Genomic DNA, 13375 nt, shown 5'->3' on the forward strand with positions numbered 1-13375 from the left:
GGTCCTAACTGAAGCGGAGCAGGGTGATCAGGTGTCCGGGAGTGCCGGAGCCGACCAGGGTGGTCGAGGGTTCCTTGCGGCCGAAGCCCGCCGAGTACCAGCCGAGCGGCGGGTCGAGCTCACCCCGGTGGGCCGTCCACGTCAGCTCGGGCGGCAGTTCCAGCTCCGCGGTGTGGACCGGGGCCAGCGTCCGGCCGTCACCCTCCCAGCGCAGGTGGGCGACGTTCCCGTCGAGCGTGGCCGTGACGGCCGGGCCCAGGTGGAACGCCAGCCGCGCCGCCGGGCCGGTGTCGCCGAGCACCTCGTCGACGATCTTCAGGACGGCGCCGTCGAGTTCCACCGTGCGGCGGTGCACCGCCGGTGCGTAGCCGTCGTGGGCCGCCGACCAGCGGGACGGGCCGTGGTCGGGGGTGTGCACCCCGAGCACCTTGGTCACCGCGTGCCGGGTCCAGAGGAACGGGCCGCCGGACACCGACTGGTCCTGGCCGCCCAGTTCGAGGGTGTTGTGGCCGAGCGTGGAGCGGAAGTACGACCGCCACTGCGGTTCGCCGTGGTAGCAGAAGGTGCCCGGGTCGGCGAGGATGTCGATGCCGTCGTGGCGCACCTCCACCGACAACGCGTCGGCGTGGGCGTGCGCAGCGATCGACAGGAAGCCGTGCGGCCCGCCGTCGCAGCGGGCCCAGACCTTGCCCGACCGCAGGATCGTCATGCCCGCGTCCCGCAGGTGAGCGGGGCGACGACCGGGGCGGGCGCCCGTGGCTCGCGGAGTCCGCTGGGCGAGCGCGGCCAGCAGGGGCGTGCGGACGTCGTCACCCGGCACCGGCCACCAGTCGAGGCGGCCGAACAGGACCTCGCCGGTCGCCAGCAGCGACGCCCAGCGGTTGGTCTCGGATCCGTCGACGATCAGGCCGAAGCCGTCGTCGGCGTCGCCCTGCCGCGGCGGGCGGAACCGGTTGTCCACAATGGACGCCAAGGCGTCGGTCATCCGGAGCAGGACGTCCCAGGTGGAGTCCGGCACCGGGGTGCCGGCTGCGTCGGCTTCCAGGGCCGCCGCCAGGCCCAGCTCCAGCACCAGGCCGTGGTACTCGGACGCGAGCTCGGCGTTGAGCCCGGAATCGAAGGTGTTGCGCCCCAGCTGGACGTCCAGCGAGCGGGTCGCCTCGGCCCGCCAGCGCGGCGACTCCGGGAACCAGCCGAACGCGCACGCCGCGGCCAGCAGCCCGGCGTCCTCGGCGATGACGTGGTTGTTCGCCGACGAGCCGTGGCTGCGCAGGGTCGCGAGCCAGTTCTGGTGGTGCCACAGCTGCAGGTGGAAGTCCGGGTTGTCCTCGAACAACGCCGTGACGCCCGCCCAGCCGTCGAGCAGGCGGCGCACCCAGACCCACGACAGCAGCCGGATGCCCAGCTCGATGCCGCTCACCCAATGCGGCCCGCGCAACGGCGGGTTGGCCGCCCACCAGGACCGCAGGTGCGCGGCGGCGCGCTCGGCGTAGGCCTCGGTGCCGGTCAGGGCGTACGCCGCGGCCAGCACGGTGAGGTGCTGGTGGCGCGACGGCTCCCAGATCTGCTTGATGTCGCCGACCTCGTCCTCCGACCGGTACGGCACGTCGAAGGCGTAGACGTCCAGCGGCGCGCGGCGGCCGGTCTTCGGGTCCAAGGCCCAGTCCGGCGACACCATGTCGTCGCGCAGGACGCCGAAGTACTCGGCGCGGCCGGCCATCAGGTGGTCGGCCGTGGCCAGCAGCCGCGTGACGGCCTCACCGGAGACCTTGCCGAGGACGCCGTCCGGCAGCTGGGCGGTGAACCGTGGATGTGACGGCCACGCGGGCGGCTCGGGCAGCGCGGACCGCCACTGCCGCTGGACGACGGCGTGCCGAGCGCGGCCGACGACCTCCGCCGGCCCCATCCGGGACAGCCGGCGGAGGTACCAGCCGGGACCCATCATGCCGGGGCACCCGCCTTCCGCGGCAGCTCGATCCGGACCGGCGCCGAGTTCGCGACGCTGGTCTGCGCGGCGAGCGTGGCCAGCGTGGTGGCGGCCAGCGAGGCGATCGAGATCGGCATCGGGCCACCCGTGCGGACGGCCTCGAGGAACGCGTCGACCTCGGCGGCCTGGCCCTTGTCGCGGCCCTTCGGGATCCGCGAGCTCGCCCACTTCTTGCGGGAGAACACCGACGCGCGGACGAAGTCGTCGAACTTCAGGACCTTGCCGTCGGCGGTGACGTCGAGCGTCTCCTTCGGGAAGCCGGACGAGCCGCTTTCGGCGTAGGTGATGACCGCGGTGGAACCGTCCCCGTAGCCGAGGGTGACCTGCAGGTCCGTGCCGCCGGTCGCGTAGACCGACGTCGGGTCGGCGTCGAGCAGCCAGCTCACCGTGTCGATGAAGTGCCCGCCTTCACCGGCGAAGCGCGAGCCCTCGGTGGCGGTCTGGTTGTACCAGCTGCCGTGGTCGAGGCGGCCGGCGTTGACCAGGTAGCGGACCGTCGCCGGGCCGACGCGCGGGCCGAACTGGCCGCGGGCCTCGTGCAGCAGCGGCGCGAACCGGCGGTTGAAGCCGACCTGCAGCCGGTCGTTGCCGGACTCCTCGATCGCGTCGAGGACCTTCTGCAGCTCGGTTTCCGAGAGCGCCAAGGGCTTTTCGACGAACACCGTCTTGCCGGCGAGCAGTGCCTGGCGGGTCAGCTCGGCGTGCGAACTGTGGCGGGTGACGACGAAGACGGCGTCGATCGAGTCGTCACCGAGCACGTTGTCGATGTCGGTGGATGCCTCGGCGAAGCCGAACTTGCGCCGCGCGTTGGCACCGGACAGCGCCGACGTCGTCGCGACGTGCGTGAGCTGGACGTCGTCGCGCTCGGCGAGGTGCGGCAGCAGCATCGACGAGGCGTAGTTGCCGGCCCCGATGAAACCGAGGCGCACCGGCTGCCCGGCGGGCTTCGGCGCGGCCTTGTGCTCGATCAGCCCGACGCGCGCGGACGTCACGACCGGCTCGGTCTTGGCGACCGCGTCCGGGTAGCGGAACAGCACCGCGACGGCCTTCAGCTCACCGTCGTTGAGCGACTTGTACGTCTCGACGGCCTCGGAGAAGTCCGAGACGTGCGTGATCAGCGGCTCGACGTCGAGGCGATCGCGGTCGATCAGGTCGATGACGCACTCAAGGTTGCGGCGCTCGGTCCAGCGGACCTGGCCTATCGGGTAGTCCCGGCCTTCGAGCTCGTACGACGGGTCGTAGCGGCCGGGGCCGTACGAGCGGGAGAACCGGACGTCCAGTTCCTTCTCGTAGTAGGCGTTCCACGGCAGGTCGAGCTTGCACTTGCCGATGTCGATCACACGGCCGCGGTCGCGCGACAGCTTCGCGGCCAGCTCCACCGGGTCGTTCGTGTTGCCGCCCGCGGCGAGGTACGTCTGGTCGACGCCCGCGCCGTGCGTCAGCTCGTCGACGGCGGTGTCCACCACGCCGGAACCCGGGTGGCTGCACACCAGCGCACCGAGGCTCTCGGCGAGCTTGCAGCGCTCCGGGTCGGGGTCGACGCCGAAGACGCGCACGCCGGACGACACCAGCAGCTGCACCACCAGCTGGCCGATCAGGCCGAGGCCGATGACCAGGGCGACGTCGCCGATCTGCGGTTCGCCGCGGCGGACGCCCTGCATCGCGATCGAACCGACCGTGCCGAACGCCGCGTGCCGCGGGTCGACCCCGGCCGGGACGCGCGAGTAGAGGTTCTTCGGCACCCAGTTCAGCTCGGCGTGCAGCGCGTGCTCGTTGCCCGCGCAGGCCACCAGGTCGCCGACGGCGACGTCGGTGATGCCGTCGCCGACCTGCTCGACGATGCCGCACAACGAGTATCCGAGGGGCGTGTATGAGTCCAGTTTGGACGTCACCTTGCGGTACGTCGCCGAGAGACCGTTGGTCGCCACGCTCTGGACGACCTTCGCGACCTGGTCCGGCCGGGCTCTCGCCTTGCCCACCAGGGACAGGCTCGCCTCCGACACCTTCATCATCTCGGTGCCGGTCGAGATCAGGGAGTACACCGTGCGGACGAGCACGCCGCCGGCCTTGCAGGCGGGCTCGGGCACTTCCAGCAGTGCCAGTTCACCGCTCTTGTAGTTCTGGACGACCTGCTTCACTTCGCTCCCGCTCCCGACATCGCGTTCCGGTACCAGTACTCAAGGGTCAAGATGTGCCAAAGGTGCTTGCTGCGGTCCTGCTGACCGGCGGCGTCTTCGGCGACCATGCGCTGCAGTGCTTCGCGCTGCAGGAAGCCGGATTCGACGAGCACGCCCTCGTTGACGACTTCACGCACCAGCGGCGCCAGATCGCGGCTCATCCAGGCCCGCAGCGGCGCGCTGAACAGGCCCTTGGGCCGGTGCACGATCTCGCTGGGCAGGATGTTGAGCGCCGCGTTCTTGAGCGCCACCTTGCCGGCGCGGCCGACGATCTTCTTGTTGCCCGGGACCTTGAACGCCGCGCGCACGACCTCGACGTCGACGAACGGCGTCCGCACCTCGGTGGACGCCGCCATCGTCGAGCGGTCGGTGTAGGTCAGGTTCAGGCCGGGGAGGAACAACCGCGAGTCGGCCAGGCACATGCGGTTGACGAAGTCGTCGAGCGCCTGGTCGTTGTAGGTGTCCGCGTGCTCGGTGAGGACGTCGTCGACCGTCGGCGCGAGGTCCGGGTTGAGCAGCGACAGCAGCTCGGCCTGGTCGTACATCGTGTAGCTGCGCCGGAACGCCGTCTCCTCGGGCAGGCCCGCGAACGACAGGAACCGCTTCGCGAACCGCACCGATCGGTAGCCACGCTTGGCCGAGGCCACCGGGAGACGGTCCACCAAGGACTCCACCGGACGCCGGACCGCGCCCGGAACCTTGTGGTACCGCAACGCGATCAGGTTCGCGAGGTGCTTGCGGTAGCCGGCGAACAGCTCGTCGGCGCCCATGCCGGACAGCATCACCTTGACGCCGGCGTCGCGCGCGGCCGAGCAGATCAGGAACGAGTTGATCGCCGCCGGGTCCCCGATCGGCTCGTCGAGGTGATAGGTCATCTTCGGCAGCAGGTCGAGCACCTGCGGCGCGATCTCGATCTCGTGCAGGTCGACACCGAACTGCTGCGCCACGATCCGGGCGTACTTGAGGTCGTCCGGCATGGCCTCGAACTTGGCGTCCTCGGCGCGGAACCCGATGGTGTAGGCCGAGATCCCCGGCTGCGACCGCGCGGCCAGGGCCGTCAGGTAGCTGGAGTCGAGGCCGCCGGAGAGGAACGTCGCGACCGGGACGTCGGAGATCAGGTGCTTGGCCGTCGACTCGGAGATCACCTCGTGCAGGTCGACCTCGCCCTCGAAGGCCGCACCCTCCTCGGCGACCTCCCGCAGCGACCAGTAGCGGCCGCGGTCGATCCGGCCGTCGGGGCGGCAGCGCAGCCACGTGCCCGGTTGCAGTTTCTCCGCGCCCTGGTAGGCGCAGCGGCTGTCCGGCACCCAGTAGTAGAGAAGCGACGCGACCAGCGCGGCGTTGTCGATCTCCAGCGACCCGCCCAGCTCGCCGGCCAGCGCCTTCAGCTCCGATGCGAAGGCGACGCCGCCGCCCCGGTGCACGAAGAACAGCGGCTTGATGCCCAGCTGGTCGCGGGCCAGGAACAGCTCGCCGGTGCCCTCTTCGAACATCGCGAAGGCGAACATCCCGCGCAGCTTCGGCAGGCAGTCGGTGCCCCAGCGCCGCCACGCCTGCAGCAGCACCTCGGTGTCGGACGTGCCGCGGAAGCGCACGCCGGCGGCCACCAGCTCGGCCCGCAGCTCGGGTGCGTTGTACAGCTCGCCGTTGTAGCTCAGCGCGAGGCCGTCGAGGACCATCGGCTGGGCGCCGGTCTCGGTCAGGTCGACGATCGAGAGCCGCCGGTGTCCCAAGTGGACTTCACCGGAACCGACGGCGTGGTCGTAGCGACCGGAGCCGTCCGGCCCGCGGTGGGCCAGCGTCTTCGTCAGCCGGTCGGTCAGCGGTCCGCCGTCCGGCCAGAGGTAAGTGCCTGCGATGCCGCACATCTCGAGTGGGTTCCCCTTCGTCGCGGCGCGGGGTCAGGAGACCTCCGCACTCTTTTCGGGGGTCTGGGTGGCGAAGCCCCCGGCTCGGGGCGAAGCCCCGGATGTCACAGCACTCTTTTCGGGGGTCTGGGTGGCGAAGCCCCCGGCTCGGGGCGAAGTCCCCGATGTCACAGTGCTCTTTTCGGACTCGAGCTCGGCGTTCAGTTCGCCTTGGTGCGTCGGCTCGCCGTGGTCCCGCTTGAACGGCGTCGGCCGCTTCGGCTTGACCGGGGCGAACTTCTTCGTCGGCGCGTCCGCGTGCGGGACGCTGACGCTGCCGGGTTCCGGGAGCTTCGGATCCTGAGGCTTGGGCGGCGCCGGCTTGGACTGCAGTGGCTTGGACTGCAGTGGCTTGGCCTGCAGCGGCCTGGCGACCGACGGGACCATCGGCCGGACCGGCGCGAACATGCGCTTCGGCGGATCCACCAGTGCGACGCGCTCGGCGACCCGGGCGGCCAGCTCGTCGATCCGGTCTTCGCGTTCGACGTCGACGCGCGGCGCCGCGGGCGTCAGCCCGGCGCGGCCGCGCAACGCGGTGTGCAGGCCGTCCCACAGCGTCCCGTCCGACTTGTCGCGCGGGTCCGGGTCGACCAGCACCACCCCGAGGATCGGGATCTCCTGGTCGGCCAGCTGCCGCGCGACCGTGTGCAGCCACAGCGTGTTCGCGTGCCCGGCCTTGACGATCAGCACGGTCTCCCCGCCGAGGTGCTCCAGGTCGGTCCACGCGGTGCCCGGCGAAACCGTGCCGACGCCGACGCGGCGTTCGCCCGGTTCGGGATCGGGGTCACCGGCGCCGAGGACGACGACGTCGCTCTTGAGCTCGGTCGCCAGCCTGCGGACGTCTTCGCCCGGCAGGTCGTCGACGACACTCGCGCGGCCGTCTTCGCCGAGCTGCTCCGCGACGTCGAGGGCGAGTGCGGCCGTGATGCTCGGCGCGCCGAGTTCCAGCAACGACACCTCGGTGATGTCCTTCTGGATCGCACGGACCAGCGTCGTGGCGACGCGGTGGCGTTCGGAGACCGCCCGGGAGCGGCGCCAGAACCGGGCCGGGCCACGGCGCTTCGACGGCAGCTGGGCGATCACGGACGCGCCGAGGTGCGTCGAGATCTCGCGGCGCAGCACCGGCCGGTCGCGCGAGACCGCGCCGACGGCGGCGAACGCGATCCCGAGGGCCAGGCCCAACGCGAAACCGATGCCGGCGTTGGTCGCCGTCGTCTTGAGGAACGCCTTCGGCAGCGCGCGGGGCGCGTCCACGATCTGGGTGCCCGCCGCAACCTGCGGGCTGCCGATGCCGGCCTGCTGGGCGCGGGAGTCGAAGTCCGAGACCTGCGACGCGAGCGCGGCGCGGCGGCCGTAGAGGCCTTCGAGGGTGCTGGCGTTCGCGTTGCGGCCCTTGCCGGTCTCGTCGGCGATCTGCGCGTCGACCTTGGTCAGCTCGTCCTGGGCGTTCTTTCGCTGGTCGAGGATGGCCTTCGACTGCGCGGCCGCGGCGGCCTGGCTGCGCTCGACGTGGTCGGCGATGAACGTGTCGGCCAGCGCCTTCGCCTGCGCGACGGCCTCTCCGTCGCTCTTGGCCTTCACGGTGATCTGCATGACGTTGTTCGTCACGGGCAGGCCCGCGTAGTTCTTCATGAACTCTTCGGGCGATTCGGTGCTGTTGAGCTTCTTCAGCGCGCCTTCGGCGATCTGGGTCGTCGACAGCACCGCGACGTCGGTGCGCATCAGCGTGCCGCTGTCGGTCGGCGAGTCGTCCTGGTGGACCACGATCACCTTGGCGACCGCGGTCGGCGGGGCCGGCAGCAGGATCGCGACCAGAGCGCCCGCGATCAGCCCGAGCAGCGCCGTGGCCAGCCAGAGCCGCTTGCGGCGGCGAATGGTGACGAACAGCCGCTGGAGATCGACGAGCGGAGCGGCCGGGGTTTCGGAAGCAGTTGTCACGCCGAACCTGCCAGGGCTTTCTCGGGGGCTTTCGCCGCGGGTTCGGCGGCCGGCTCGCGCGGCCGGACGGGATGGGTGAGCACCGCGCCGAGGATCTCGCGCCCGGCTTCCGAGCAGGCCTCGGCGAGCGAGACGAGTTCCCACGCGGTGCGGCTGGCGGTGCTGAGCACGATCAGCACTCCGGAGCTCGCCCCGGCGTCCGGGACGGTCGGGCGGCCCGGGGTGACCTCCTGGATACGCAGCGGCAGCGACATCTCGTCGGCCAGCGCGGCCAGCTGCGTCGCGGCCAGCCGGGCCGTCTCGTCGTCGTCGGCCACCAGCAGCAGGATGTCGGCGGGGCCGGTGGCCAGCCGGGCGAGCACGCGGCGGTACCGGATGTCGCGGTTGACGTCGTCGGCCGAGGTCGCCACCGGCGGCAGCACCCACGGCCGGTCGCCGCCGAGCAGGCGCCGCACCTTGCCGTACACGCCGCTCGCCGGGAGACGGTCGCCCTCCGGCGTCGGTACGTCGACGCCGGCGAGGATCGGCGACCCGAGCGCGGACGCGATCTCCGGCTCGCCCCGCAGACGCCGGTCGGCGCGGGCGGTGAAGAGGTGACCGAAGACACCGACGAGGAAGAACAGCACCGCGCCACCGGCGGCCAGCTGCGTCATCGTCGGGGCGGCCGGGCCGGCCGGGCGCTCGGAGGGACCCAGCACCACGGTGTTGCCGACGCCGGTCGCGAGGTCGGCCTGGTTCAGGTCGTTGATCGCCTGCTCCAGCGACGTCCGCAGGCCTTCGAGCTGGGTGCGGACCTGGACGCTTTCGACGGTCAGGTCCCCGCCGACGGTCTTGGCGAGGTCGCTGATCTTCTGCGTGGTCAGCTGGACCTGCTGGCGCAGCGTCTCGCGCTGCTCCTGGGCCAGCTGCACCGAGGCGTCCGCCGAGTTGCTCGCGAGCTGCCCGGAGTACTTGACGAACTGCTGCGCGACCTGGTCGGCGAGCTGCTGGGCGTGCTCGGCGGTGTCGGCCGAGACGGTGATCGTCACGACGTTGCCGTTCGCCACCGACGCCGTGACCTGCTTCTTCAGGTCGGCGCCGGTCGGGTGCCACTGCAGCTGCGCGGCGGCGCGGTCGAGGACGACCGAGCTGGTCGCGACCTCGGCCTGGGTCAGCAGCTCGTCCGCTTGGCGCGGTCCTTGCAGCAGGACGCTGGACGAGGTCTGGTAGCCGGGCGAGAAGAGGACCGAGGCGCCGGCGCCCACCGCCGCCCCGAGGACGGCGAGGGCGACCAGCAGCCGCCAGCGCCGGCGGAGAACCTGCCCGATCAGGCTCAGGCGCACCGTGTCGTCAGTCACCGGCGGGATCTCCATTCCTGGGGCAGTACGCCGAACGGCTTCAGTGGATCGGCCGGTTACCCGATCCGTCGTCCGGCCGGGACCATTGGTTACACGTCCGGTGACTTCTTGACCGAACGGCGATCAGGAACCGAGTGCGTGCTCGTACGCGGCGAGGAGGGCCTTCGCCGAGTTCTCCCAGGACAGCGGGCCCGCGACCCGGGCCTGGCCGAGCTTACCCATCCTGACCCGCTCCTCGGGGTCGTCGAGCAGCCGCGAAACCAGGACCGCGAACTCCGCTTCGTCGTTCGCCGGGGCGTACACCGCGGCGTCGCCGGCCGATACGCGCGCTTCGCGGAGTTCGAACGAGACGATCGGCTTGCTCATCGCCATGTACTCCATGACCTTGTTCATCGTGGAGACGTCGTTGAGCGGGTTGAGCGGGTCCGGCGACAGGCAGACGTCGGCGGTCGAGAGGTACCGGACCAGGTCCTCGTCCGAGATCCGGCCGGTGAACTCGACCTGGTTGGCCAGCCCGAGCTTCGCCGAGAGGGCGACCATGTCGTCGAAGGCGTCGCCGGAGCCGACGAACACCGCGTGCCAGTCGCTGCGGCCGACGTCGTCACGCAGCTTCGCGAGCGCGCGCAGGGCGTAGTCGACGCCGTCCTGCGGCCCCATCACACCGAGGTAGGCCAGCAGGTACGGCTTGCCCTGCTTGAGCTCGGGCTCGACGGGGACCTCGTGGAACCGCTCGACGACCGGGGCGCTGCGCACCACGTAGACGTCTTCGGGCCGCTTGCCGCCGCGGATCCGGGCGACCTGCTTGTAGCTCTCGTTCGTCGAGATGACGACGTCGGCGGCGCGGTAGGTGGCGCGCTCCAGCGCGCAGACCCCGCGGTAGAGGAGGTCTTGCCCGCGGTCGAAGCGCGACAGGTACAGCTCGGGGCACAGGTCGTGCTGGTCGAAGATGAACTTCGCGCCCTGCCGCTTGAGCACCTTCGCGACCAGGTACAGCAGGTCCGGCGGGTTGCAGGCGTGCACGACGTCGACCGGCCCGATCTTGCGGGCCAGCCGCAGCGTGTGCCACAGCGCGCTGCCGTACTCCTGCAGGTACCCCGCCGGGCCGCCGGTCGCGGCCTTCAGCGGATAGCGGTGGATGTGGACGCCGTCGATGACAGCTTCGGCTTCGGTGTCGCGCTTGGTGCCCTGCGGGCAGATCACGTGCACCTCCCAGCCGGCGTCGCGCAGGGTCGTGGACTCCTGCCAGACGCGCCGGTCGAAGGGCACCGAAAGGTTTTCGACGAGGATGAGCGCTTTACCAGGCAAGGCCGGCATATCCCTCTTCAAGGCGACGCTTCTCGGCGTCGGGCAGGCGGACGAGGTCGATCAACACCCGGTCGCCGCCGTGCGGCAGGGCCGCCAGCACGTCCGGGTCCTTGCAGCCGACGATCACGACGTCGGCGTGGTCCATGACTTCTTCGACGGACCCGGCGAGCAGCTGGCCGAGGTGCGGCAGCCGGCCCTCGATGTACTCGCGGTTGGCGCCCATCAGCCGCGAGAGGCTGACGTTCGCGTCGTAGATCTTCAGGTCGTAGCCCTTGCCGAGCAGCTTCTCGGCCAGTTCGACCAGCGGCGACTCGCGCAGGTCGTCGGTGCCGGGCTTGAACGACAGCCCGTACAGCCCGACCTTGCGCTTGCCGGTGCGCGCGACCAGGTCGAACGCCCGCTGCAGGTGCTCTTCGTTGGAGCTGAGCACGTGCGACAGGATCGGCACCTTCACGTCGGCGCGGTGCGCGGCGTAGACCAGCCCGCGCAGGTCCTTCGGCAGGCACGAGCCGCCGAACGCGAAACCGGGCTTCAGGTAGGCCGGGCTGATGTTGAGCTTGGTGTCGGCGAGGAAAACGTCGATCACCTGGTGCGAGTCGAGGCCGAGCGCGCGGCAGATCGAGCCGAGCTCGTTCGCGAACCCGATCTTGAGACCGTGGAACGAGTTGTCGGCGTACTTCGTCATCTCCGCGACCGGGATCGCCACGCGGAAGACCGGCCCGGGCAGCCCCTCGTAGAGCGCCGCGACGGCGTCACCGCTGAGGGCGTCGAACTCGCCGATCACCGTCTTCGGCGGGTCGAAGAAGTCGCGGACACTGGTGCCCTCGCGCAGGAACTCGGGGTTCACCGCGACGCCGAAGTCGACGCCGGCCGTGCGGCCCGAGGCCTTCTCCAGGATCGGGACCAGCAGGTCCAGGCAGGTGCCGGGCAGCATCGTGCTGCGGAAGACGACCGTGTGCCGCTCGGTCTTCTTCGCGAGCGCTTCGCCGATCTCCTCGGCGACGCGCTCGAGGTAGACCGTCGAAAGGCTGCCGTTCGGCGCCGACGGCGTACCCACGCAGACCAGCGAAATCTCGCTGTCGGCGACGGCTTCCGCGACGTCGGTCGTGGCTCTCAGCGCCCCGCTCGCCACGACTTCGGCGGTCAGCTCGCCGATCCGCTCCTCGACCACCGGGGCGTTGCCCGCGGTGATGAGGTCGATCTTGACCGGGTTGACGTCCACGCCGACCACCCGGTGCCCCTGCCCCGCCAAGCACGCTGCGGAGACACACCCGACATAACCGAGCCCGAAGACACTGATCTTCACGCCAAAACCTCCGCTTTTCCCACGCGACCCATGAGTTGGTCGGCGAGCCCCCCTGGATCGTTACCGCGAGGGCGGCGAACGGGGGAAAGCGTGAGACGGCCGTGAGGCGCAACAGTTTTCCGGTAAGAATCGCGTCTCGATTCGCCCGGGAATTGCATCTTGCAGGTGAGCGGGCAACGCGTTCGGCGCGGTTCCGGTCAGCGTTCCCCGAGAAGCCGTTTCCGTTCCGGGGTGTATGTCCACCACGGCCGGGGCGGCGCGCCATCCGCTTGGTCGACCGCCGACATGAAGGTGTCGAGCACGCAGGGGTCGTGCCGGCGGCCGTCGGCGGCGCAGAGGCGTTCGTACAGTTCAACCGGGTCGCGCCCGGCGAGCTGGGCGGGTTCGGTGATGCCGAGCCGGGTGAGGTCGCGGACCATCGCCGGGCCGATGTTGGCCAGCTTCAGCAGTTCGCTCATGGGCCCAGCACAGCAGCCGGGGCCGACCCGTGTCTTGTACGGATCGGCCCCGGCTGCCGTGCCGTGGGTGCCGCGTGTCAGTTGTTGTTCACGAAAGTCGTGGCGAGGCTTTCGCCCTTGCTGATCGCATTGGCGTGGTTCTCGATCGGGGAGACGGTCGAGTTCTTGAAGCAGATGTACGTCACACCGGAGTCGGTGCCGCCGTTGGACGGGTCCGGGTTGATGCCGAGGTCCTTCGCCGTCGCGTAGGAGGCTTCGCCGATGATCTGGGTCGGGCCGGTGTCGCCGATGACCGCGTACTCGATCTTGCCGTTGTAGATCACCGCGCAGGAGCCGCCGCCCTTCAGCTGCGACGAGGTGTACTTCCAGATGCTGCTCGAGCTCGGCACGACGATGTAGGGCAGCTTCGCCGCGCTGAGCGGCTTGCCGTCGGACTGGTGGAACGCCGTGTCGTCCTGGTAGCAGCAGTCGGTGTCTTCGTTGCACTGCGTCGTGCGCTGGCCGTCGCAGTCGATGTCCATGTCGGCCTTCCAGAAGACCGCGCCGTTGGCGTCGCAGACGGCGACCGTCTTGGCCGAGACGTCCTCGTCCGTCTTGTACTTGCCGTTGGAGATCTGGGTGCAGCTGTTGGTCTTGGCCAGCAGTTGCGCCGCGGTCGGCCCGGCTTCGACGGAAGCCGGCGCCGCGGCGGTCCGCGCCGGGATCGCCTGGGCCGGAGCCGGGGCGGCCGACGCGAGAGCCGAGGGCATCACGGCCGCGGCCAGCGCCATGGTCGCGAGCAGGATCAGTTTCCGCATTCCTGGTGCTCCCTTTAGTTAGGAAACTTTCCTTACGGCGGCGAGGCACACAGGATGCACCCCGGACTGTGACGGGTTCAAGACCCAGAGGTACGAGAATTTCCCAGCATCCGGCGAGGCTTGACGAAAACCCTGCTCACCGGACGCGGGCGCGGAGAACCGG

The 13375-nt window shown here is 70.5% G+C and carries 9 protein-coding genes; all 9 read right to left on the reverse strand.

The genetic code is table 11. The annotated features are described in order from the left end of the window. Nucleotides 1–4: 4 nt before the first annotated feature. Complete coding sequence (locus OG494_RS33945) at nucleotides 5–1945, reverse strand: heparinase II/III family protein (RefSeq protein ID WP_328445701.1); 1941 nt, start codon at nucleotides 1943–1945, stop codon at nucleotides 5–7. Next, nucleotides 1942–4125 carry a bi-domain-containing oxidoreductase gene (locus OG494_RS33950; RefSeq protein WP_328445703.1) on the reverse strand — a complete coding sequence of 728 codons (2184 nt, stop codon included), beginning with the start codon at nucleotides 4123–4125 and terminating at the stop codon, nucleotides 1942–1944. Before OG494_RS33950 ends, OG494_RS33945 begins: the two co-directional genes overlap by 4 nt. Beyond that, a complete protein-coding gene (gene asnB, locus OG494_RS33955) occupies nucleotides 4122–6032 on the reverse strand; it encodes an asparagine synthase (glutamine-hydrolyzing) (protein ID WP_328445705.1) in 1911 nt (636 codons plus the stop codon). Before asnB ends, OG494_RS33950 begins: the two co-directional genes overlap by 4 nt. Before the next feature lie 33 nt (nucleotides 6033–6065). Continuing rightward, the gene (locus OG494_RS33960) at nucleotides 6066–8009 is read right to left on the reverse strand and encodes a Wzz/FepE/Etk N-terminal domain-containing protein (protein WP_328445707.1); all 1944 of its coding nucleotides are present in this window, start codon (nucleotides 8007–8009) and stop codon (nucleotides 6066–6068) included. Then, nucleotides 8006–9361 carry an exopolysaccharide biosynthesis protein gene (locus tag OG494_RS33965; protein WP_328445709.1) on the reverse strand — a complete coding sequence of 452 codons (1356 nt, stop codon included), beginning with the start codon at nucleotides 9359–9361 and terminating at the stop codon, nucleotides 8006–8008. Before OG494_RS33965 ends, OG494_RS33960 begins: the two co-directional genes overlap by 4 nt. Before the next feature lie 108 nt (nucleotides 9362–9469). Next, nucleotides 9470–10660, reverse strand: coding sequence for a glycosyltransferase family 4 protein (locus tag OG494_RS33970; RefSeq protein WP_328445711.1), 1191 nt, complete (start codon nucleotides 10658–10660; stop codon nucleotides 9470–9472). Further along, nucleotides 10641–11957, reverse strand: a complete 1317-nt coding sequence (locus tag OG494_RS33975) for a nucleotide sugar dehydrogenase (protein WP_328445713.1) — start codon at nucleotides 11955–11957, stop codon at nucleotides 10641–10643. Before OG494_RS33975 ends, OG494_RS33970 begins: the two co-directional genes overlap by 20 nt. A 197-nt stretch (nucleotides 11958–12154) precedes the next feature. Next, nucleotides 12155–12415 (reverse strand): helix-hairpin-helix domain-containing protein, encoded by a 261-nt coding sequence (locus OG494_RS33980; protein WP_328445715.1) that lies wholly within the window; start codon nucleotides 12413–12415, stop codon nucleotides 12155–12157. A gap of 77 nt (nucleotides 12416–12492) precedes the next feature. Beyond that, nucleotides 12493–13212 carry a glycoside hydrolase family 75 protein gene (locus tag OG494_RS33985; RefSeq protein WP_328445717.1) on the reverse strand — a complete coding sequence of 240 codons (720 nt, stop codon included), beginning with the start codon at nucleotides 13210–13212 and terminating at the stop codon, nucleotides 12493–12495. Nucleotides 13213–13375: the final 163 nt, after the last annotated feature.

Source organism: Amycolatopsis sp. NBC_00438, from assembly GCF_036026695.1.
Lineage (GTDB): Bacteria > Actinomycetota > Actinomycetes > Mycobacteriales > Pseudonocardiaceae > Amycolatopsis.